This window comes from Holdemanella hominis, assembly GCF_014306155.1.
Lineage (GTDB): Bacteria > Bacillota_I > Bacilli_A > Erysipelotrichales > Erysipelotrichaceae > Holdemanella > Holdemanella hominis.
This window is the reverse complement of the sequence record NZ_JACRWH010000001.1, coordinates 60,864-84,190: the sequence shown is the minus strand read 5'-3', so window position 1 is coordinate 84,190 and position 23,327 is coordinate 60,864. Positions and strand designations below refer to the sequence as shown.

24 protein-coding genes are annotated in these 23,327 nt (G+C 35.3%); 21 read left to right on the top strand and 3 right to left on the bottom strand.

The window, feature by feature from the left end:
- Positions 1-6 precede the first annotated feature (6 nt).
- The 10 genes from tpiA (at position 7) to H8911_RS00415 (ending at position 8,267) form a co-directional block, all read left to right on the top strand.
- Positions 7-753: a triose-phosphate isomerase gene (gene tpiA / locus H8911_RS12595; RefSeq protein WP_003864374.1), complete on the top strand. Its 747-nt coding sequence runs from the start codon at positions 7-9 to the stop codon at positions 751-753.
- Positions 754-887: 134 nt separating this feature from the next.
- Positions 888-1,961, top strand: a complete 1,074-nt coding sequence (locus tag H8911_RS00455; protein ID WP_186998331.1) for an NlpC/P60 family protein — start codon at positions 888-890, stop codon at positions 1,959-1,961.
- A 93-nt stretch (positions 1,962-2,054) separates the two neighbouring features.
- Positions 2,055-2,570, top strand: a complete 516-nt coding sequence (locus H8911_RS00450; protein ID WP_117923911.1) for a nitroreductase — start codon at positions 2,055-2,057, stop codon at positions 2,568-2,570.
- Positions 2,563-3,048, top strand: coding sequence for a 2-C-methyl-D-erythritol 2,4-cyclodiphosphate synthase (gene ispF, locus H8911_RS00445; RefSeq protein ID WP_186998330.1), 486 nt, complete (start codon positions 2,563-2,565; stop codon positions 3,046-3,048). The genes H8911_RS00450 and ispF overlap by 8 nt, the downstream gene beginning before the upstream one ends.
- Positions 3,045-3,494: a D-aminoacyl-tRNA deacylase gene (dtd, locus tag H8911_RS00440; protein WP_117923915.1), complete on the top strand. Its 450-nt coding sequence runs from the start codon at positions 3,045-3,047 to the stop codon at positions 3,492-3,494. Before ispF ends, dtd begins: the two co-directional genes overlap by 4 nt.
- Positions 3,494-4,348, top strand: a complete 855-nt coding sequence (gene folD / locus H8911_RS00435; RefSeq protein WP_186998329.1) for a bifunctional methylenetetrahydrofolate dehydrogenase/methenyltetrahydrofolate cyclohydrolase FolD — start codon at positions 3,494-3,496, stop codon at positions 4,346-4,348. The genes dtd and folD overlap by 1 nt, the downstream gene beginning before the upstream one ends.
- Before the next feature lie 2 nt (positions 4,349-4,350).
- Entirely contained in the window at positions 4,351-4,542 is a 192-nt protein-coding gene (locus H8911_RS00430) for a DUF951 domain-containing protein (RefSeq protein ID WP_117570826.1), read from the top strand.
- Between the two features lie 18 nt (positions 4,543-4,560).
- Positions 4,561-5,664: a redox-regulated ATPase YchF gene (ychF, locus tag H8911_RS00425; RefSeq protein WP_117570827.1), complete on the top strand. Its 1,104-nt coding sequence runs from the start codon at positions 4,561-4,563 to the stop codon at positions 5,662-5,664.
- On the top strand, positions 5,657-6,298 hold the full coding sequence (locus H8911_RS00420) for a site-2 protease family protein (protein WP_186998328.1): 642 nt from the start codon (positions 5,657-5,659) through the stop codon (positions 6,296-6,298). Before ychF ends, H8911_RS00420 begins: the two co-directional genes overlap by 8 nt.
- A 160-nt stretch (positions 6,299-6,458) precedes the next feature.
- Positions 6,459-8,267 (top strand): Na/Pi cotransporter family protein, encoded by a 1,809-nt coding sequence (locus H8911_RS00415; protein ID WP_186998327.1) that lies wholly within the window; start codon positions 6,459-6,461, stop codon positions 8,265-8,267.
- 20 nt (positions 8,268-8,287) lie between these two features.
- Here the strand turns inward: H8911_RS00415 and H8911_RS00410 are convergent, their stop codons facing one another.
- Positions 8,288-9,322, bottom strand: a complete 1,035-nt coding sequence (locus tag H8911_RS00410; protein ID WP_186998326.1) for a nucleoside/nucleotide kinase family protein — start codon at positions 9,320-9,322, stop codon at positions 8,288-8,290.
- A gap of 126 nt (positions 9,323-9,448) precedes the next feature.
- Between H8911_RS00410 and H8911_RS00405 the strand changes: the two genes are divergently transcribed.
- The gene (locus H8911_RS00405; RefSeq protein WP_186998325.1) at positions 9,449-10,549 is read left to right on the top strand and encodes a uroporphyrinogen decarboxylase/cobalamine-independent methonine synthase family protein; all 1,101 of its coding nucleotides are present in this window, start codon (positions 9,449-9,451) and stop codon (positions 10,547-10,549) included.
- Positions 10,550-10,593: 44 nt separating this feature from the next.
- Here the strand turns inward: H8911_RS00405 and tgt are convergent, their stop codons facing one another.
- Positions 10,594-11,805, bottom strand: a complete 1,212-nt coding sequence (gene tgt / locus H8911_RS00400; RefSeq protein ID WP_186998324.1) for a tRNA guanosine(34) transglycosylase Tgt — start codon at positions 11,803-11,805, stop codon at positions 10,594-10,596.
- Positions 11,806-12,194: 389 nt separating this feature from the next.
- On the opposite strand from tgt, the gene rdgB reads away from it, so the two are divergent.
- From rdgB to H8911_RS00365, 7 genes are all read left to right on the top strand, one after another.
- Positions 12,195-12,770 carry an RdgB/HAM1 family non-canonical purine NTP pyrophosphatase gene (gene rdgB / locus H8911_RS00395; RefSeq protein ID WP_186998323.1) on the top strand — a complete coding sequence of 192 codons (576 nt, stop codon included), beginning with the start codon at positions 12,195-12,197 and terminating at the stop codon, positions 12,768-12,770.
- Between the two features lies 1 nt (position 12,771).
- Positions 12,772-13,293 (top strand): tRNA (cytidine(34)-2'-O)-methyltransferase, encoded by a 522-nt coding sequence (locus H8911_RS00390; protein ID WP_117923929.1) that lies wholly within the window; start codon positions 12,772-12,774, stop codon positions 13,291-13,293.
- Positions 13,271-13,804 (top strand): hypothetical protein, encoded by a 534-nt coding sequence (locus tag H8911_RS00385; RefSeq protein ID WP_186998322.1) that lies wholly within the window; start codon positions 13,271-13,273, stop codon positions 13,802-13,804. The genes H8911_RS00390 and H8911_RS00385 overlap by 23 nt, the downstream gene beginning before the upstream one ends.
- Positions 13,805-14,008: 204 nt before the next feature.
- Entirely contained in the window at positions 14,009-15,253 is a 1,245-nt protein-coding gene (locus H8911_RS00380; RefSeq protein WP_186998321.1) for an NlpC/P60 family protein, read from the top strand.
- Positions 15,254-15,321: 68 nt separating this feature from the next.
- A complete protein-coding gene (locus H8911_RS00375; protein WP_186998320.1) occupies positions 15,322-16,521 on the top strand; it encodes a M16 family metallopeptidase in 1,200 nt (399 codons plus the stop codon).
- Positions 16,511-17,764, top strand: coding sequence for an EF-P 5-aminopentanol modification-associated protein YfmH (gene yfmH / locus H8911_RS00370; protein ID WP_186998319.1), 1,254 nt, complete (start codon positions 16,511-16,513; stop codon positions 17,762-17,764). Before H8911_RS00375 ends, yfmH begins: the two co-directional genes overlap by 11 nt.
- 174 nt (positions 17,765-17,938) lie before the next feature.
- Positions 17,939-18,247 (top strand): single-stranded DNA-binding protein, encoded by a 309-nt coding sequence (locus H8911_RS00365; protein ID WP_117923939.1) that lies wholly within the window; start codon positions 17,939-17,941, stop codon positions 18,245-18,247.
- Between the two features lie 86 nt (positions 18,248-18,333).
- Here the strand turns inward: H8911_RS00365 and rpsD are convergent, their stop codons facing one another.
- Entirely contained in the window at positions 18,334-18,942 is a 609-nt protein-coding gene (gene rpsD, locus H8911_RS00360; RefSeq protein ID WP_117570841.1) for a 30S ribosomal protein S4, read from the bottom strand.
- Between the two features lie 266 nt (positions 18,943-19,208).
- Here rpsD and H8911_RS00355 point away from each other — a divergent pair, with 266 nt between their 5' ends.
- From H8911_RS00355 to thiI, 3 genes are read left to right on the top strand one after another with little or no spacing between them, the layout of a single operon-like run.
- Positions 19,209-20,984 carry a septation ring formation regulator EzrA gene (locus H8911_RS00355; RefSeq protein WP_227402247.1) on the top strand — a complete coding sequence of 592 codons (1,776 nt, stop codon included), beginning with the start codon at positions 19,209-19,211 and terminating at the stop codon, positions 20,982-20,984.
- Positions 20,984-22,114, top strand: coding sequence for a cysteine desulfurase family protein (locus H8911_RS00350; protein ID WP_117923942.1), 1,131 nt, complete (start codon positions 20,984-20,986; stop codon positions 22,112-22,114). The genes H8911_RS00355 and H8911_RS00350 overlap by 1 nt, the downstream gene beginning before the upstream one ends.
- A complete protein-coding gene (gene thiI, locus H8911_RS00345) occupies positions 22,098-23,288 on the top strand; it encodes a tRNA uracil 4-sulfurtransferase ThiI (RefSeq protein ID WP_117923944.1) in 1,191 nt (396 codons plus the stop codon). Before H8911_RS00350 ends, thiI begins: the two co-directional genes overlap by 17 nt.
- Positions 23,289-23,327: the final 39 nt, after the last annotated feature.

Sequence of the window (23,327 nt, the reverse complement as noted above, 5' to 3'; positions counted from 1 at the left end):
CTTAAGATGAGAAAACCTATTATCGTTGGAAACTGGAAAATGAACAAAAACAACGCTGAAACAAAAGCTTTCTTCGAAGCTGTTGATGGTGTTGCTGCTAGCGAAAATGCTACTTATGGAATTGGATGTCCATTTACTGATTTAAGAACTGCATTGGATCACGCTAAAAACTTAGTTGTAGCTGCTGAAAACTGCCACTTTGAAGATAGTGGAGCTTTCACTGGTGAAGTTAGTGTTCCTATGTTAGAAGAAATGGGAGTTAAATACTGCATTATCGGTCACTCAGAACGTCGTGAAATGTTCGGTGATACTGATGAAACAGTAAACAAAAAAGCAAAACGTTTAATTAAAGCTGGAATCACTCCAATCTTATGTGTTGGTGAAACAGAAGCTGATTACGATGCTGGAAACTCAGAAAAAGTAATTCGTGAAGAATTAGCTGGTTCTTTAGCTGACTTATGTCCAAAATGTGTTGGTGAAATGGTAATTGCTTACGAACCAATCTGGGCTATCGGAACTGGAAAATCTGCTTCAGTTGAAATTGCTGAAAACTGCTGTAAAATCGTACGTGACCAAGTTAAGGTTATGTATGGTGAAGAAGCTGCTGAAAAAGTACGTATCCAATATGGTGGAAGTGTTAAACCTAACAACATCGTTGAATATATGGCTCAACCAGATATTGATGGTGCATTAATTGGTGGTGCTAGTTTGAAAGAAGATAGCTTCACAGAAATCATTGAAAAAACAAAATAATTAATGATAATTTAGGCCTCAAACGAGGCCTTTTCTTTTGACAGATGCTAACCAAAAAAATAATTTAGGGTTGTTTGTGAGGTGGTTTCGTGGTAAACTAGTCATGAACTATTTTAAATAGGGGGTAGAATAAAATGAACTTTGTAGAAAATAATGGTAAAAAAGTTGCAGCGATTTTATGTGTAGCATCTGCTTTCCCTGTTGTGGCAACAGTAGTTGCAGCTAAGGAAGAACCAGGATGGCATGGTGACCGCTATGTCAATGAAGATAAAACTGTAGCAAAAGGATGGCAAGAAATCGAAGGAAAATCTTACTATTTTTCAGAAGATGGAACAGTAAATTCTTCAAAGACTGAAGAAGCAACAACAGCTAGCGTTTCAAGTAACATTACAGGGGAAGTGAAAGAAACAGTGGCAACAGCTAGTCAAGAAGCTGTAAAAGAAGAAACAGAACAAAAAGCCGCAGAAGTAGTTGAAACTCCGGTAACTACAACTGAAACTCCAGCAGAAACACCTGCTCCTGAACAGACTGAGACTCCAGCTCCTGAGCAAAATGTAACACCTGCTCCAGAACAGACTGAGACTCCAGCTCCAGAGCAAAATGTAACACCTGCTCCAGAACAAACTGAGACTCCAGCTCCTGAGCAAAATGTAACACCTGCACCAGAACAAACTGAGACTCCAGCTCCAGAGCAAAATGTAGCACCTGCTCCAGAACAGACTGAGACTCCAGCTCCAGAGCAAAATGTAGCACCTGCTCCAGAACAGACTGAGACTCCAGCTCCAGAGCAAAATGTAACACCTGCTCCAGAACAGACAACTCCAGCACCAGAAGTACAAGCTCCTGCAGAAACACCAGCAACTAGTACTTTAGGGCAAAGAATTGCTGCTGAAGCACAAAAATTAGTAGGTGTAACTGATGGATTATGGTGTACACAAGTTGTACAACAAGCTTTGGCAAATGCCGGTGTAAGCGATGCTTATCAATTATGGCCAGATCAATACGCAGGTCAATATGGATACTACACTAACGATCCTCAAGTAGGTGACTTATTGTACTATAACAATGGTGGACGTGGTGTTGACCACATCGCTATCTATATTGGAAATGGACAAGCTGTTCATGGAAACTACGAAGGTAAGACTGTAATTGCTAGTGCATATTTAAGCACAGCAGCATCTCCACAATTTATTCGTGTTGTTAGATAATTTTAAACTTTTAGCTTGGCTTTTAGCCAGGCTTTTTTTGTATAATAAGATTTTGTATTGTATAATATGAGGTGGTTTTGGAGGCAAAATATTATGAATGAAGCATATAAAAATCTTGTAGAGAGAAGAAGTGTAAGAAAATATAATAACAAAAAGGTGAGTCATGATTTGGTTGAAAAAATTATTTATGCCGGGCAATGTGCACCTAGTGGCATGAATCGTCAAATCTTTGCCTTTGTCGCTGTTGAGGATGAAGAATTAGTAAAAGAATTATCTAAAAAGAATGCAGAGGTTATGAATTCATCGGCAGACCCGTTTTATGGCGCAAAAAGTTTGATTATTGTCTTCGCGGATACTCATGCACCTACATATTTATACGATGGAGCTTTGGCTATGGGGAATTTAATGAATGCTGCAAATGCCTTAGGTGTTGATTCATGTTGGATCCACCGTGCTAAAGAAGTGTTTGAAACTGAATATGGTAAAGAATTAAAAGACAAATGGGGAATACCAGAATCTTATGAAGGTATTGGACATTGTATTTTAGGCTATAGAAACGAAGAGCTTAAAAATCGCGCTGAAAGAACGTCTAAGGTGGTTTATGCATAATATACGTATTGGACAGGCGGTAGATATTCATCAGCTTGTAGAGGGTCGTAAACTTATTTTGGGCGGTGTTGAAATTGAACATTCTAAAGGACTTTTAGGACATTCGGATGCCGATGTTTTAACACATGCGATTGGCGAAAGTATTTTAGGAGCTCTTGCACTAGGTGATTTAGGAAAACATTTTCCGGATACAGATCCTAAATATAAAGATGCGAACAGTCTTGTTTTATTAGGACATATCTATGATATGATGGATGAAATGGGATATCAGATTGGTAATGTAGATGCGACTATTTTGGCCGAAAGACCTAAAATGGTACCACACATTATTTCTATGCGAACGAATATTTCAAATGTATTGCATTGTGATATAGAAGATGTTTCAATTAAGGCTACGCGTGGAGAAAAACTTGGCTTTGTAGGAAATGAAGAGGGCATTGTAAGCTTTAGTGTTTGTATATTGGAGAAAAAAGGATGAGAGTAGTAATTCAAAGGGCAAAGAACGCAAAATGTACTATAGATGGTCAAATAACAGGTCAAATTGATTATGGATATTGTATTTTTGTAGGATTCAATAATGAAGATACAAATGAAATTATTGATAAAATGATTCATAAGATTTTATTCTTGCGAATTTTTGAAGATGAAAACGGGAAGATGAATAAATCCATTCAAGACGTAGAAGGAAGTATTCTTTCTATTTCTCAATTTACCTTATATGCGGATTGTAAAAAGGGGAATCGCCCAAGTTTTACAAATGCAGGTAAGCCAGATTTAGCTACAACATTGTATGATCAATTCAATCAGAAACTACAAGAACAAGGTATGCACGTTGAAACAGGTATTTTTGGTGCTGATATGAAGATTGAATTATTGAATGATGGTCCAGTAACAATTGTATTGGATTCAAAGGAGTTATTTTAATGGAAATTATATTTGGAAATACACTTGCGGATCGAATCAAGGCGGATATGAAACAAAAAATTGATGATATCCGTGCAGAAGGGGCAAGGCTACCATTATTAAGTGTTGTACTTGTTGGAAATAATCCCGCAAGTATGTCTTATGTTCGTGGTAAAGAAAAGGCTTGTTCTTCTATTGGGATGCTTCAAAGAACAATTCGTCTAGACGAAAATGTATCGCAAAAAGAATTAAATGATGTGATTATGAGTTTGAACCTAGATTCTGAAGTCGATGGTATTTTAGTGCAAATGCCTTTACCTTCGCATTTGGATGAAACAGCAGCCTTAGAATTGATTGATCCACAAAAAGATGTAGATGGCTTACACCCCATGAATGCTGGTTGTTTACTTACGAATCGTCCAGGATTTATTCCTTGTACGCCACAAGGTGTTATGGCTATGTTAGATTCCATTGGATGTAAAGATTTATCTGGTAAACGTGCTGTGGTCTGTGGAAGAAGTAACCTTGTAGGCAAACCAATTGCGCTGTTGCTTCAAAATCGGAATGCGACAGTGACAATCGTTCATTCAAAGACACGGGATATTGAAAAGATTGCTTCACAAGCCGACATTTTAATTGTTGCGATGGGTGTTGCTCAAATGGTCAATGAAAATTGGGTAAAAGAAGGAGCTGTCGTTATTGATGTAGGTATCAATCGTGTCAATGGAAAACTTGTAGGGGATTGTGACTTTGAATCGGTTGCGAAAAAGGCAAGTTATGTAAGTCCAGTGCCAAAAGGTGTTGGTCCAATGACGGTTTGTATGTTATTATCGAATACGCTGGATGCATATCATATGCATGTGCAAGGAGAATAATTATGGAATATGGATTAAATGATATTGTAGAAATGAAAAAAGAGCATCCTTGTCATAAGTCCAATGAATGGAAAATTATTCGTATGGGTGCTGATATTCGCATTAAATGTTTAGGTTGTGGAGCCAGTGTTTTAATGCCTAGACAAAAATTTGAAAAGAAATTAAAAAAAGTAATTCGACATGAAGAAGAATAGAGAGGATGTATTGAATTTATGCCATTAACTGCAGGAATCGTTGGTCTTCCAAACGTAGGAAAGTCAACTTTATTTAACGCTATCACGAAATCACAGGTAGAAGCCGCAAACTATCCATTTGCGACAATTCAGCCCAATGTAGGCGTTGTAGAAGTACCAGACTATCGTATTGATCGCTTAGTTGAAATCTTCAATCCAAAAAAAACAATCTATACAACATTTGAATTTACAGATATTGCGGGATTAGTTAAGGGAGCAAGTCAAGGTGAAGGACTTGGTAACCAATTCTTATCAAACATTCGTTTAACAGATGCGATTTGTCACGTAGTTCGTTGTTTTGATAATCCAGATATAACACACGTTGAAAATAGTGTAGATCCAATTCGTGATATTGAAATTATTAATCTAGAATTAACTTTAGCGGATCTTCAGACAATTGAAAATCGTAGAAGTAAGATCGAACGTAAGGCTAAGACAAACAAGGATAAAGAATCATTGGATGAATTGGCTTTATTAGATCGTTTACAACCAATCTTAGAAGAAGGAAAACCAGCCCGTTCATTAGAATTGAATGAAGATGAACAAATCTTGATGAAAGGCTATAACTTATTGACAGCTAAACCTATGATCTATGTTGCCAACTTAGATGATGAAGGTATCATGGATCCAGATTCATGTGCTTACTATAATCAAGTAAAAGAATATGCACAAAGCCAGAATAACCAGGTTGTTGCCTTATGTGCGCAAATGGAAGAAGAATTGTCTGGTTTAGATAAAGAAGAAAAAGATGCTTTCTTAGAAGAATTAGGTGTTGAAACATCTGGTTTGGATCAATTGATTCAAAAGGCTTATGCCGTATTGGATCTATGTACATTCTTAACGGCTGGAGAAGATGAATGTCGTGCATGGACATTTAAAAAAGGCATGAAAGCACCGGATTGTGCAGGTGTTATCCACACAGATTTCAAGAAGGGATTTATTCGTGCTGAAGTATATCGTTTTGAAGATATCGATGAATTGGGTAGCGAATTAGCTATTAAAGAAGCAGGACGCTTACGCCTAGAAGGAAAGGATTATGTCGTTCAAGATGGCGATGTAATGCACTTTAGATTTAATGTTTAATTTATCAAATATTATTTATCTTGTCATTGCCGTTGTTCTTTCCATGTCGATTCATGAAATGGCACATGGACTTGTGTCCTATTGGATGGGAGATCCTACGGCTAAGATGGAAGGTAGATTGAGCTTAAATCCTTTTAAACACGTTGACTGGATTGGACTTGTCTGTCTATTAGTATGTGGATTTGGCTGGGCAAAACCAGTACCCGTGGATGCACGTTACTACAAAGATGCGAAGACAGGAATCATATGGACAAGTTTTGCGGGTCCAATCGCAAACTTTCTATTAAGTTTTATTTGTGTATTCTTATTTTATGCACTCTATAAATTTGCTCCATATTTTATGATGTCTAGTGTAGGATATTTGATATCGAATACATTGACATATACAGGATTGATTTCAACTGGATTTGGCATTTTTAACTTGATTCCAGTACCACCATTAGATGGCTCAAAAGTATTGTTTTCGTTTTTACCCGATGATAAATACTATAAATTTATTGATGGTGCACCATGGATGAATCTATTATTTATCTCACTGATTTTTTCAGGTTTATTAGATTATCCGTTGGGTATGTTACGTTCAAATATGATTCAATTTTTTGAGATGATCGCAAAGATGATTTTAGGCTTCTAAAGTCATCTTTTTTTTTAGCGTTTTCAGAAAAAAAACTACATTTTACACAAAATTAACACAAATTTAATATTGTTTTGACATTGTTTTTATTGCATAATAAAGACGTTGCAATTTGCGTAAAAATTGAAAATTAAATATTCATTTTATAAAGGAGTTCAAGATGGGAATAGTTACAATGGTCTTATCCCTATTAGGAGGCATTGCGTTATTTTTGTTCGGTATGTCATTAATGGGCGATGGGCTAAAAAGCGTAGCCGGTAACAAGTTAGAAGCATTCTTGTACAAGATGACAAACACAAGCTTAAAAGGTGTTGCCTTAGGTGCAGGTGTTACTTCTGTTATTCAGTCTAGTAGTGCTACGACAGTAATGGTCATTGGTTTTGTTAACTCAGGTATGATGAAACTAAGACAAGCTATCGGTATTATCATGGGTGCTAATATTGGTACAAGTATTACCGGTTGGATATTGTGTTTATCTTATGTAGGTGGTTCTAGTGGGATCGCAAGCTTATTTTCAACAGTTACGATCACAACGTTGTTTGCGTTTATTGGTATTTGTTTAAAGACATTTGGAAAACGTACTACACATAAAAATGTTGGAAATATCATGCTTGGTTTTGCGATTTTAATGACAGGTATGCAACAAATGAGCGGAGCCGTTTCGCCTTTAAGAACAAACGAAACATTCATTAGTATGCTTACAATGTTCTCAAATCCAGTAATGGGTATTCTAGTAGGTATTTTGTTTACTGCTGTTTTACAAAGTGCTAGTGCAGCGGTTGGTATCTTACAAGCACTATCTATGACAGGCTCATTGACATTTGCGACAGCCTTTCCAATTAACTTAGGAATTGGTATTGGTGCTGCATGTCCTGTGTTGATTTCTGCCTTAAGCGCAAATAAAAATGGTAAACGTACCGCATTAGAATATTTGATCAACGACTTATTTGGTATGATTATCTGGTCAATTCTATTCTATGGTTCAAATATATTTATGCAGTATAGCTTTGTGAATGAAGTTATGTCTCCAGTAAATATCGCATTAATGAATACAGCTATTCGTTGTGGAAATGTATTAGTTTTATTCTGGTTTATTCCTCAAATTGAAAAATTATTGATGCGTATTGTCAAAGACAGTCCAGAAGATCTAGAAGAACAAGCTGACTTTGATTTACTAGAAGAACGTTTGATTCCGTATCCTGCTTTGGCGATTGCACAATGTCATCGTGTCATGAATGGTATGGCTAAAAAGGTGCGTAATAACGTGAATCGTTCAATGAACTTGATAAATGAGTTTAAACCAGAAAAATATGATAAAGTACATCGTAAAGAAAATTTGATTGATAAATATGAAGCACGTTTAGGCTCTTATTTAATGCAGCTGACAAAACAAGCATTAAATACAGAGCAAACTCGACAAGCTTCTTTATATCTTCATACAATTAGTGACTTTGAAAGAATTGGGGATCACGCTGCATATATTGCCGAGATGTCAAAGAGTATCAATGAAAATCGTATGGAAATGTCAAATGTCGCTATGGATGAGTTAAACCTTGTTGTGGAGGCCGTTCGTGAATCAATGAATATGACATATCATGCTTATTTAGAAGATGATTTAGCTTTGGCTCGACGCGTATCTCCATTAGGAATTGTCATTCGTGGACTTTGTGATGAAATGAAATTGCGTCACGTTGAACGTTTATCACAAGGAAACTGTGGTCTTGAAGAAGGTACAGTATTCAATGATTTATTAAATAGTTTAAACCGTATTGCCACACACTGTGCAAGTAGTATGGTGGCTTTGATTAAGATTCGTGAAAAAGATACAGATATTCATATTCACGATTCCAGAGTATATGCGATTGAAGGTGACGATTATAAAACAACATTGGCTGAGTACCGTGAAAAATATGATCTTGGACAAAGAGAAGGTCGTATTGTTAGTATGGAAGATGAACAAGTTGAATAATGTAAATAAGGCCTGATGATTTAGGCCTTTGATGTATCTATTTTTATGTCACATATGTCTTGGATTGAAAAAGTTTTAAAATAAAGTTCTTCTAAAGGAATCCATCGTTGAATAAAATTGTTCAACATATTTGGGTTCCTTTTTTCAAGTCTTGAAAGTTGTTCTTCTTTACTCACGGTTAAGAAAACAGAATACGAATAATATTTTTGAAGATCTGAGTGCATCGAATAAGAACCTTCAATGACATTAAATGATTTATATGGAATTAAGTGAGCAGATTGTATTGACAAAGTTGAACAATTGAATTTATGCAGCTTTATATCTTCATGTTTTGATAGTGGAATCAAGACCTCTTGTTCAAAGCGCTCATGGTCTACATTTTCTCCAGGACTTTCAAGCCTTTCCTTTGTCCTTTGATGGGGTTGTAAGAAAAAGTCATCCATTTTAAATACGTTACAGTCATATATTTGTTTTAAAAGATTTGAAAGTGTAGTCTTACCCGAAGCACAACGTCCGTCGATTGAAATAATAGAAGGATGCTTGTTGTCGATATGCTTAAATAGTTTTAAGAAAGGAACGTACTTTTTATGTATTAAGCGATAAGATGGATGGTACAATTGATTGAATGTATTGGAATGATGAATGGCAGGATATCCATCTTCTTTCCATTTTAAAAGAGTTAGCTTAGCGTTGTTTAAAGAAAATGGAAGTTCTTGATTGGAAATCATATCGATAAGGATTTGAAGCTTTTCTTCGAGCTGTTCCTTGCCGTTTTTTTCTTGTTGACTTGATAAAATAAATAAAGTACTCAGTGTATTTACGCTCAATCCATAATTTAAATGAAGACGAACATAATTTCCATCTAGATATTCAATGGAATTACATGTATCTAGTTTTGTGTCGAGTTCTTGTTGGATCTGTTTTTTAACTGTATCAGGATTTGAAAGTAAGTGTTCACAACCAAAACTGCTTTGGTATAAAAATTTCATTAAATCCTGTAGTTCTAGTTGTGGGTATGTTTGAAATTGGTTGAGTATATATGATTTTGTGTTCATAGAAATTATTTTATCACATTCTTTTCTTTTTTATTATAGATAAAAGTTATAACGGGCGTATATTATTAAATATTATCAATAATTAACTAGAAATGATAAAATGATGACGTTGGAGGAAAATTACTTATGTTGAATATTAAATATGATATTGTAGGATCTTTTTTAAGACCACAGGAAATTAAAGAGGCCCGTGCTAAATTTAATAATAATGAAATCACATATGAACAATTGCGTGATGTAGAGGATGAACAAATCGCAAAATTAGTTGCGAAGGAAGTACAACATGGATTGAAGTTTGTGACAGATGGAGAATTCCGTCGTCGCTGGTGGCATTTAGATTGGTTAAAAGAATTTGGTGGTTTTACGACAAAACATTTGGATAAATTTATTAATGGAAGAAACAATCATATTGAATTAGGTATGATTGAAGGTAAGATTTCTTATGATCCAAATAAAGCACATAAAGAAATGTACGCATGGGATTTCTTGAAGAATGAGGCAAGTAAATATGGTGTAGAAGCTAAGAAGTGTATTTCTGGACCAAACATGATTTTGATTGATCATTTTTTACAGTTAGGTATCAAAGATACGCCATACTATGGAACAGATATTGAAGCAGTCATTGATGATATTGGATTGGCATATCAGGCAGCTATTCGTGATTTCTACAATCATGGATGTCGCTATATTCAAATTGATGATACTTCATGGACCTATATGATTGATGATACATTTGTATCAAAAGTAGAGGGATTGGGTTATACAAAAGCACAAGTGTTAGATTGGTTTGTACGTGTAAGTACTAAGGCTTTAGAAAATCGTCCAGAAGACATGCAGATCGCAACACACTTCTGTAAAGGAAACTTCAAAGGAAATCCATTGTTCCATGGATTCTATGATACGATTGCCAAGTCTGTTGCGAGCATTCCATACGATGGATATTTTGTAGAATATGATGATGCTCGTAGTGGAACCTTTGATCCATGGGCTGTTTTAAAAGGTACTGGCCGTACATTTGTAGCTGGCTTGATTTCTACAAAGCGTAAAGAATTAGAAGAGCATGATGCGATTAAGGCACGTTATGAACAAGCTAAAGCTGTAGTCGGTGATAATATTGCACTTTCTCCACAATGTGGATTTGCCTCTGTTGAAGAAGGTAACTGCATTGATGAGGAAACACAATGGAAGAAAATTGATTTATTGGTATCTTGCCAAGATTTTATTTAAGAGGAATCGTTTGATTTCTCTTTTTTCAAAAAAAGAACAAGCATTTACTTGTTCTTGTAGTATGAATTTAAGAAAGATTCTTTGAATTCTTTAAATGTTCCATCTAAAATAGCTTGTCGAGCTTGTTCAGTTAAACGGATGATAAAGCGAAGATTATGTATAGAAGCAAGTTCGAAATACTTTGCGGATTCCGTGCGGTCTTGCGATTTCCATAGTCTTCTTAATTCACCAAGTGTGATATGAGAAAGACAAGTAGGACAATCGCAACCTTCATCAATGATTTCATCGCTATCTCTATATTTTGATAAATTGATAGGACCATGCATTGTATACAATCTTCCATGTCTTGCCTCTCTAGTAGGAGCTACACAATCGAATGTGTCGGCACCATTTTCTGTACCAATCAAGATATCATCTGGATGAGACAATCCTAATAAGTGTCTTGGTTTATTTTCAGGGAGTTCTTCGTTACACCAAGTTAAGATATCACCTAGCGTTTCTTTAAGGAAAGCACCACCTAATCCATAACCATCAAAATCCATTTGAGCGTACTTTTTACAAGTTGATCTTCTTAGATCTTCCCAACGCCCACCTTGAATGACACCATATAAAGATTGGTGGTAGCCTAAATCATCACAATGTTTCTTATGTTCATCAAGACTTCTCTTTGCCCAACGTTCAGTTCTTGCCAAGGATTCAACGTTATATTCGTATGTATCGGCTAAAGAAGTTAATTCATCATAAGCCATATGAATATCGGCTCCAATGCGACATTGAATTTGCATACTTTCTTCTGGACCAATAAAATCTTCTTGCCCTGTAAATGGATCGTGAAAGTGTACTCCATCTTCGGTTACGTGGGCCAAACGTTTTTCTTCTTCGGTATTCTTCATATTGTCTTCACGTTTCATGCTGACAACTTTTCCGCAGCCAGAACCTAAAGACATCACTTGAAAGCCACCGGAATCCGTTAAAGTTGGACCGTTCCATTTTGACCATGCGGATAAACCTCCATTTTCAGCAATTTCTGGGGAAATGTTTCGTAAATGATATCCATTACTCAACATGGCTTGGGCATTAATACTTTTTAATTCTTCCATAGAAACAAAGCGAACTTCACCATGTGTTCCAACACACATGAATGCAGGGGTCTTGATGTCTCCATGGGGTGTATGTATAATTCCGGCTCTTCCTAAATGACCAGGAATTCTTTTTTCAATTTCAAAATAAAATTTATTGTCGTTCTTGTATTCCATAAATTCCTCCAACCCATTTATTCTATCATATATTAGCGTCGGCATATATAAAAGATTATGTGATTGCACCTGCAATATATCCGATGGATTGAATGTTGAGAAGGTTAATGGTTTATCCTCCAATAAAAATTCTTAATCCAATATCTAGATTAAAAATACCTGAGAAAATCGACATCGCAACAGAACTTGTGTTTTCATTGGTTGCCAATATCGTTTCTGATTGGCAAGATTAGAACATATACACCACACAATACACATATGGATACTGTACTTGTTTTTTTAATGCAATCTAAGAACAGTCGTCACTTCGATGCGGAGAGGTTCAATTTAGCACAACTCTTGTTGAAAACCCCATTTTTTCTTTCTATAATATATATCGGTGATAAAAAATGAAAAAAACAATTTGGATAGCAACGAGCAATGCTCATAAAGTTGAAGAGTTTCAGACGATGTTGAAGGATTGCCAAGTTAAATGCTTAAAAGATCTGGATCATAAAATTGATATTGTAGAAGATGGTACAACATTTGAAGAGAATGCGCTAATTAAAGCTCGTACTTTATTTAATGAACTTCATGAACCTGTAATCAGCGATGATTCTGGTTTGGAAGTAGATGCGATGGATAAGAAGCCAGGTGTGTATTCAGCTCGTTTTTTAGGTGAAGACACAAGCTATGATATCAAGAATCAATATATTATAGATCAGGTAAAGGGAAAAACGCGTACGGCTCGCTATGTGTGTGTCATTGCCTATATTAATGAAAATGGAAAAGAATATGTATATCGTGGAGAGTGTGAAGGTTTGATTCATGATGAAATGGTTGGAACAAATGGTTTTGGATATGATCCAATCTTCTATTATCCTGAATTTAAGACAACACTTGCCAATGTGAGTGAAGAAAAGAAAAATAGTGTATCTCATAGAGGAGTAGCACTTGAGAAATTTTTAAAGGATTGGAGTAAATAATATGTTGCATGTAGTATTGTATGAACCTGAGATTCCTCAGAATACAGGAAATATCATTCGAACTTGTATGGCTACGGGTTCGCGTTTACATTTAATTGAACCATTGGGTTTTTCTTTGGATGAAAAGCATTTGCGTCGTTCAGGAATGGATTATATTAAGGATGCGGATATCCACATTCATAAAGATTGGGATGCGTTTGTGGCTGAAAATCCAAGTGAACACTATTATTTTATGACTCGTTATGGTAAAAAAGCACCAAGTGAATTTGATTTTACGAAAGAAGAAGGCGATGTATATCTTGTGCTTGGAAAAGAAAGTACGGGAGTTGATAAAAAAATCCTTCAACATCATTTAGATACTTGCATGCGCTTGCCTATGGTCGCAAATGCGAGAAGTTTGAATTTGTCCAATTGTGCTGCCATTATCGTTTATGAAGTACTACGCCAACTTGATTATCCAGGACTAAGTACACATGAAGAACTTAAGGGAGAGGATTGGCTTGAAAATCTTAAAGTTGATTGATCGTTATGTAGATTCGTTTGAAAAGCGAATCTTTATTTTTATTGTATTTATAACCATATACTGGTTATGGCAGAATATTTGGCAGTTAATATTATTTTCTAAATTATTTTTTATAACTGATTATGAAAGTTTGTTCAATTTGCAGGCCCACTTATCCAACTATGAATCGAGTGTTTTGATACGTATCATATATTATGTGATTTCAAATCCATCATTGAATATTGCTGGTGTTGTTAGTTGTATAAAACTGATAGACATAATGGGGATTGTAGGATTGTTGATTTTGGCTCAAAAATATCGAATTATTATAATTTTAAATGGATTTAAATACGTTTGGTGTTCTATTTGGCTTGTAAAAGGTATGAATTCTGCAAGTGTATATTTGGTAATAAATTGCTTAAAATGGCTTTCAATAGGCGGCTTAATTCTTGTCGGTATAGTGATTCTTTTATGGCTTTTAGGATTGATACGAATAATCTTAGAACAGGATAGATTTGTTCACGATTTGTAGACAATGTTATACATTTTATAAATTATGTACAATTTTTTACAAAATCACATAATTTACCATAATTTATATTTAGATACTTTATATAAAGTGTATTAAGAAATATTTAAGAAATTAATTACTAAAAAGTGTAAATAATTTTTTTGCGAAAATTTGCAACAAAATTTAAATCTTGTTAAACTTCAGGTGTTGTAACGAAGAGGTGATATGATGAATTTTATCGAAAAGCACAGTAAAATTTTAGCCGTAAGCCTATGTCTATTGACTTCTGGACCAATTGTTTCGACAATGTATGCCAAAGAAGTTCAACCAGGATGGCATGGTGAAGGCGCAGATCGTTATTATGTTTTAAAATCAAATCGTCAGACAGCTACTGGTTTAACAAAAATCGATAAGGAACTTTATTATTTCAATAATAAAGGAGAAATGCAGTTTGGATGGCAGACTGTTTCAGATGAAACTTACTATTTCCAACAAGACGGAACTGCTGCAAGAGGTTCTGTGACAATTCAGGGTAGTGAGTATAATTTCCAAAAAGAAGGTGTTCTTCTTCATGGTTGGAGTAATGATGGTAAATCATACTACGATGAAAAAGGAAACAAAACTTCAACAAACTGGGTTGAAGAAAATGGTTCGAAATATTATTTTGATGCCGATGGAAATTGTGTAACAGGATGGCAGGAAATCGATGGCCAGAAGTATTTCTTTGGTGAAGATGGAAAGATGGCTATAGGTCAATTTGATGTAGACGGAAAAACATATTTCACTCAAGAAGACGGTACTTTCCGTACAGGATGGCAAGAGATCAACGGTCAAAAATTGTATTATGCAGAAAACGGTGAAGTAACTAAGAATCAAATCGTTGAAATCGAAGGTACTAAATATGCGTTCGATGAAAATGGTGATTTGATTAAAAATGCCGAAAAAGATGGATATAAGATTGATGAAAATGGTGTTGCGACTGAAGTAACCCCTTCTGAGGAAACAACTCCAACTCAAGATACAACGACTCAATCTCAGGCTCCAGCACAATCAACTACTCAAAGTGCTCCAGCTCAAAGCACAACAACAACTACAACACAAGCGCCAGCACAGCCATCGACTCCTGATGCTCCAGCTAAAGATTATGTAGCTCCAACCCCAAGTGTGAACAGTTCAGCAATTGCTGCTGCTGCATTAGCACAAGTAGGAACTACACAAGATTGTACAATGTTAGTTACTAATGCTTTGAGAGCTGTTGGAATTAATTTCCACGGTTGGCCAGAAGACTATTTGAGTCTTGGTACAATCACATCAAGTCCAGTTGCAGGTGACATTATTGTTTATTCAGGACATGTTGCTATTTACATTGGAAACGGACAAGCAGTTCATGGTGGATGGTATGGAAGCCAGACTGTTGTATCAAGCGTTTCTTGTGACAAGGCATTAATTGGATACGTTCACGTAGGCTAGATTGAATTCTAGCCTTTTTTTTTGTTTTTGTGGTAGAATTATTAATATATTTTCAAGGAGGTTTACTTATGAACTATATACAAACGCAAAAATTTAGTGATGTTTATGTTTCTTGTAAAACCATGATGCCTTTTCATCGAAATACAATTAGTGCTTTAAACGTGCTTGTGTATATGATGAAGGCGAAAACGCAGAAAATGAATTCGAAACAAAAATTAGCTTCTACCTTAAATCGTGCTTATGGAACAAAGGTGTCTTATGGTTTAACATCTTATGGAGATCTTGTTCAACTCGATGTTCGTTTTCAGTTTGTCCGTCCAGACTGGATTGAAGATAGAAGCTATTTAGATAAAATTAAAGATATTATGGATGAAGTTCTGTTTCATTCTGTATTGGATGAGGAAAACTTTAAGGAGTCAGTGTATTTGTTAAAAAATAGATTGTTGGCACAAATGGATGATCCGGCCAGCTTGTCTTGTATGTGTGCCTTTGAGATGGCACATGCTAAACATTCTATTTCAATTCCTGTGCAGGGAAGTTTAAAAGATTTAGCGACACTTACTTTAGAGGATGTGAAAAAAGCCTATACATTATATATGGATATGGCAAAACACTTCTATATCTGTGGTTATGTAACGGATGAATTGTATGATTATATTGATAGTTTAGATTCGCATTGTGCTTTTATATCGGAAAGAACATTGCTTCCTCGCGTAGAAACAAGCTATAAAACCTTTGAAAAGGATATTGCGCAAACTTGTATTTCGCAAGTCTATTCGACAGGTGTTGATATTTCAAGTTCGGATTATGAGGCTGAACTAATTTTAAATAGTATTTTGGGGCAAAGCCAGAAGAATTTAATGTTTGATGAAATTCGTGAAAAGAATAGTCTTTGTTATTCTATAAGCTCTTCTATTATTCGCTTTGATGGAGCTTTGTTAATTCATACGGGTGTGAATCGTAAGGATGTCACAAAAGTATTAAATTTGATAGAAACACAAATAGATCGATTATTGAACATGGATTATGATGATCGATATTTAGAAATCGCAAAGATGGACTATAAGGACCGTATTATTAGTGGATTAGATCATGCTCAATCTTTGATTGCGCAAGCTTTTTTAGATGATCTTTTACATCGCCAGCTCACGCCTGAGCAAAGAATTGAGAGAATTATGAAGGTGACAAAGGAAGATATTTCACGTGTTGCCTTACGATTGAATTTGGCTTCAGTGGCCATTGTTGCGGAGAAAGAAAATGAATTATAATTTGGATATTAAAAAGGAAACATTGTCAAATGGTTTACAGGTGATTCTTGTACATAAACCGGATTATCAAAAATCACTATTTCTTTTAGGAGCTAAAGTAGGAGGGTTTGATATTGATCAAAGCGTAGATGGGCAAGTGGTTAGACATAAGAGTGGAATTGCGCACTATTTAGAGCATCAAATGTTTTATTTGGATGGAGAAGATGTAAGTGATTTATTTGCGAACCTACAGTGTTCTACAAATGCATATACTTCTTATACAGAAACGGCATTTTATTTTTCGACTACGGCGGATGTGAAAAAGTCATTAAAACTTTTATTGGATTTTGTCGAAAATTTAGATGTGACAAATGAAACGATTGAAAAAGAAAAGGGGATTATTCTTAGTGAATATGATATGTATCAACAATCGCCTGAACAACGTCTTTTTAAGGAAACTTTGATTTCTTTATTTCAATATCATCCAATGAAAGTTGATGTACTCGGTTCAAAAGAAGATATTCAAGATATGAGCATGGAGGATTTAAAACAATTTTATGCATTAAATTATGATCCTAGTAAATTGTGTCTTGTGGGTGTAACTGGAAAAGATACAAATGAAATCATGGATTGGATCAAGGAATGTCAAAAAGATGTTTTGAGTAAGTTAAATAAAAAGATTGAGCGTGTCTTTAAGGAAGAGCCAAAGGAAGTAAATCGCAAAGAGTATGTCGATCATATGGATATTCATCAGCCATTTGTATGTGTTGGTTATAAGATGGATGCTTGCAAGACAAAGGAAGAAGCATTCGAAAAAGACTTTGCGGTGAATATGTGGTTAGATTCTATCATGGGTCCTTTAAATCCTAATTTTCAGGAATGGCTAGATCAAAGAATCTTTACACAGTTTGTAGGCGCAGAAGCGGACTTTACTTTGGATCATAGTTATATCTTGTTTTATGCTCAAACAGTAAATCCAAATGCCTTTATTGAACTTGTAAATGAGCTTGTACAGAATAAGTCGATTTCTAATGAAGACTATCAGTCGTTGCATGCACAGGCAATCGCGAATAATTTGCGTGGCTTAGATCATTTTGATGGCTTGGCCAATGATTTACTTCGAAGTCACTTTGAGGAGTATGACTATATTGAAAATTTAAATAGCATTCAAAATATGGAAATTGAGCAAGTACATGCCTATATTAAGAATTTGGATTTCTCACATTCTTGTGTGACAAAAATTCTTCCGAATGACTCTATCTGATCTAATTTGTGTTTTTTTTAGCAAATTAGAGGGGAAAAACGCATGTAAAACGCATAAAAAGACGACCTATAGATAAGATAGGTCGTTTGTTTTATATGTGACATATTTGTAGAATATCATTGAAGAAGGATGGTGATAAATATGGTGGTCAGAGTTGAAGGAGGATAATCAATTATGAATGCGTTTAGTATCGTGGGAAAAATTACGGACATGCCAATGTTAAAGGAGACAAGCAATGGATTAAAAACTTGTGAGCTTCCAATTCGAGTGCAGCGTAATTTTCCAAATTCAGAAGGTGTTTATGAAAGTGATGATGTAATCGTTGAAGTATGGCGAGGTCTCGCAGAAACTGTAAGTGCTTCGTGTAAGATTGGAGACTATGTGGGAATTAATGGTCGTATTCATTCGCGTAAATACCAGAAGGATGACAGGGTATATCTAAACTATGGCTTTGTAGCTGAAAAAGTTGATTTTCTACGTTGATCAACAGATAAAATACATGAATTAAGAAAACACATCCACAAAAAAAGAAGCGATCAATTCGCTTCTTTCTTGTTCTATGCCTAAGATTAACGGTTGTAGAATTCTACTACTAACAATTCGTTGATTTCTTGAGCTGTGAATAGTTCTTTACGTTCTGGGTAACGAACATAAGTACCTTTCTTAGCATCTTTGTTTACTTCAACAAAATCAACAGTTGCTGTTGCAGCTTCTAAAGCTTCGTTGATTACGCTTAAGTTTTTAGCGCGTTCACGAATTTCGATAACTTGTCCTGGTTTTACTTGGAAACTAGGGATATCTACTTTCTTACCATCTACTAATACGTGTCCGTGGTTTACTAACTGACGGCTAGCACGACGAGTACGTGCAAATCCCATACGATAAACGATGTTATCTAAACGAGATTCCAACATTACTAAGAAGTTTTCACCAGCAGAACCAGCTTTTTTACTTGCTTTTAAGTAAGTGTTGTAGAATTGTTTTTCACTTAATTGGTAAGTGTGACGAATTCTTTGTTTTTCCTGTAATTGGATACCGTAGTTTGTTAATTTTGGACGACGAGCATTTCCGTGTTGTCCTGGAATTGTGTTACGACGAGTTAATTCTTCACCAGTTTCTAATACTGAGAATCCAAGGCGGCGTGACTTCTTCCAAACGCTTCCTGTGTTTCTTGACATAATTTTTCCTCCTATTGTTTTATATCATTCACAAAACAATAACAGTACAAATCTTTAAAGGCTGTGTTGACAATGATACTTTCCGCTATCAGCTATTAGCTTACTCATATCGCTTAATAAGGCTGCAACGCATATCCTTTAACTTTGTATGCTGCTATCAATTTATGCTTATGTATCATATCAAAGAATATTAATAAAATCAAGAAAATGATGCAATGATTTTGAAGTTTTGCTATAATAAGAATGGTTTGCAAGGAGGTACCACTATGGATAGTGTTTTGAATTTCTTTCGATCAGTATACGCGTTCATTCGAAATCAACTTTCTGTGACTGTAATTATCTATCTTTGTATAGCAATTCTAGTCTTGATTTTGATTTGGATCATTATGCGTATGATCAAACGTAAAAAGGCGTCGAAACGACTTTCAGATCTTGAGATCGAAATGAATGAAATTCGTAACAATTCCTTGGCCTACAAGTTCAACAAAGCATCGGCATTCGCAAGAGTGAATGATGATATCATGGATAAAGTGAAAAGCTTGACTCCAAAATATGATACTTGTCAAAAAAACTTAAGTGCTTGTGATGATTTGTTTAATGAAGCAGATGATTATGTTTCTAGACATCGTCTTCGTAAATCTATGCGAGCTATGGACGATTTAGAAACAATGATGGATGAGACAAAAGAAAGAATTCGTATTGTTACTCAGTCATTAGATCATGTCTTGGCTCGTGAAACAGAGGTTCGTGAATCGGCAAATGCTTTAAAAGAGCGTTTTCGCAATGTGAAAACTGTTTACCAAGATAATCGTTCTTCATTTTATGGATCTGTTAATTATGTAGATTCATGCTTAGAGGAAATTGAAAATGAATTCTCTAATTTTGAAGAGTGGATGTTTGCTTCAGAATTTAACAAGGCAAAGGAAGAACAAGAAAAAATCTCAAAAATGGTGGATGAGATTAGCTCTAAAATTGCAGCCTTCCCTGGACTATATGAAAAGGCCAAAAATGTATTGCCTCGTGCAATCAACGAAGTTCGTTTGCACATTAAGGAATTACAGGAAAAAGATATCGACTTATCTTATTTAGAACCAGAAGAAAAATTAACAACCATTCAAAGTGCTTTGTCTAGTTCAATTGATCAATTGGATGCAGGTGAATTTGAAATGGCACAAGAAAACTTGGAAATCATTGGAGATCACATTCTAGCATTACAAGATGATGTAACGAATGAAAAAGAAGCTTATGATGAAATCCATGTAAGTCTTCAATCTAATTTAGATCTAGTTAATGTCATTGGTCAGGAACTTGAGGAAATTATGGCGCTTTATGCCAATATTAAAGATCGTTTTGGTCTAGAAGATTGGACACACCGCTTCTCTTTGGCACAAATCCAAATGGAAGATTTATCAAATCGTCGTGATGAAATTCAAAAAGAATTGAAACAAAATCAACGTCCTAGCGTAGATGTAGTTCATGGTTATCGTAAATTTTCAGAAGATGTTAATGAATTCCACGATCAAGTCAAGGATATGAAAGAGATGTTAGTGGGAGCAAGCAGTGATGAATCACGTGCTAAAAAACAATTGACAAAATTACAATTGATTTTAAATGAAGTACGTTTAAATACAGTAACACGTCATTTGCCTAGTATCTCATCTCAATTTTCTGCAGATTTAAAAGAAGGCGAACGCTTGATTCAACGTGTTCGTGTAGTGTTGGATCACTCACCATTAGATGTACAAACATTAAATGCAGATTTGCAGGATGCCATCGACTTTGTATATAAGTTATACAATAACGCAAACAATTTAGTCGGTGTTGCCGTTATGGTAGAAAATGCGATTGTGTTTGGTAACCGTTTCCGTAGTACGCATGCACAAATGGATTCGGATTTAACTCGTGCTGAGTTATGTTTCCAAAATGGAGAATATACTCGTGCACTTAAGATTGCGATTCAAGCAATCGAAAACATGCACCCAGGAATTTATGAGAAGTTAGTAGCTCAAAAAGATCCTGCTGTCATGAACCAGGTGCAGTAATGATTTATTTTGATAATGCTTCGACAACCTCTGTACGTACAGAGGTTCGTCGTGTTTATGGGCAAGTGTTAGAAACTTGTTATGGCAACCCAGATAGTTTGCATGCGGCTGGTCGCCAGGCAAGTTCGCTCATGGAAAAAAGTCGATCAAATATTGCTTCTATGCTTCATGTAGATCCAAGTGAAATTATCTTTACATCAGCTGCTAGTGAATCAAACACTTTAGCTATTGTAGGATATGCCTTGGCCAATGAACATCGAGGTCATCATGTACTCACAAGCAATGTTGAGCATTCGAGTGTTCGTCATGCGATGGAGTTTTTGAAGCGTTTTGGATTTGAAGTTGAATTTCTTCCAATTAATGAAGATGGAATTGTTACACCAGAATGCTTAAAATCTCATATGCGTAAAGATACAATTTTAGTATCGGTTATGCATGTGAATAATGAAATGGGAGCTATCAATCCTATTTTAGAACTAGAAAAAATTGTACACCAAAATCCAACGTGTGTATTTCATGTGGATTGTGTACAGAGTTTTTCAAAAATTGATATTCCTTTTGAAAAACTAGATATGGCTACGATCTCTGCACATAAGATTCATGGTCTAAAGGGTAGTGCCATTTTAATGAAGAAAAAGAAGATTCAACTTGTTCCAATTATTCAAGGTGGACAACAGGAACAAGGACTTCGTGGTGGAACAGAGAATGCACCGGCGAATATTGTTTTGGCAAAGACAATTCGTTTAGCTTTAGAGGAACAATCAAAGGCTTATGATCATGTTTTAAAAATCAACCAATATTTGCGTGAAGAATTAACTAAAATCAATGGTGCGCATGTACATTCGCCAAAAGATGCGATTCCTTATATTCTCAATATTTCATTTGATCAAATAACAAGTGAAGTCTTATTGAACGCTTTGGATCAAAAGGGAATTTGTGTATCCGCAAAAAGTACTTGTTCATCACAAAATACGAATGCTTCTGAAGTGTTATTGGCTATGCACAAGTCAGAATTTGATGCGACACATGGAATTCGTTTATCTTTTTCTAATGAGAATACTTTGGAAGAGGCAAAATATTTTATAGAAACATGTAAGGAGATTATAGAGAATTATGGCTTATCGTTATAATCATATCTTAATTCGTTATGGCGAATTGAGTTTAAAAGGAAAAAACCGTAACAACTTTATTAAGGCGCTTTATGACAATGTTCGTAAAGCTTTAAAAGCATTCCCAACATTAGAATTTGAGAAACAGCACGACCGTATGTATATTTATCTTCATGATGAAGATTCTAAGCAGGTTAGTGATATTTTAGCTAAAGTTTTTGGAATATCTTCATTTTCATTGGCTATTAAAGTGGAACCAGATTTAGATCAAATCATTGATGCTTGTTATGAATCTTTAGATTTAACAACACCAAAAACATTTAAGGTGGCTGCACGTCGTAGTGATAAACTATTCCCATATATTTCAGACGATATTAATCGTAGGGTTGCAACTAAGATTTTAAAGAACAGTGACTGGAAAGTTGATGTTCATAATCCGGATGTAAAAATTGTTGTTGAAGTACATCAAGATGCAGCTTACATTATGACAGATCGTATTCAAGGTGCTGGTGGATATCCAGTTGGTGTTGGCGGAAAGGCCATGGTTTTATTAAGTGGTGGAATTGATTCTCCAGTTGCCTGCTATTTAATGATGAAACGTGGTGTACACATTGAATGTATTCACTATGCTTCACCTCCATATACTTCACAAAATGCCCAAGAAAAAGTAATGGAACTAGCTAGACTTGTATCTGGTTATCAAGGTGATGTTTTAGTTCATGTTGTTCCATTTACAGATCTACAATTGGCAATCTATCAAAATGCGGATGAAAGTTATGCAATCACATTGATGCGTCGTATGATGATGCGTATTGCGACAGGCCTAGCTAAGAAAAGACATGCTCAAGCTATCGCAACAGGTGAATCGATTGGACAGGTCGCAAGTCAAACTTTAGAGAGTATGCTAGCAATCAATGATGTCACAAATATGCCGATTATTCGTCCAGTTGTTTGTATGGATAAAGTTGAAATTATTGATCTTTCTAAAAAGATTGGAACATATGAAACAAGTATTCTTCCTTATGAAGATTGTTGTACGATTTTTACACCAAAGAATCCGGTCACTAAACCTCGTGTGGATAAGTGTGAAAAATATGAGGCAAAATGGGATTTTGACAAGATGGTACAAGATTGTATAGATAATACAGAAGATATTTGGGTACATCCAGTTAAGGTTGAAGAAGATTTATTCTAAGAGAAGTGAAATATAGCGCTTCTCTTTTTCTTTTATGTT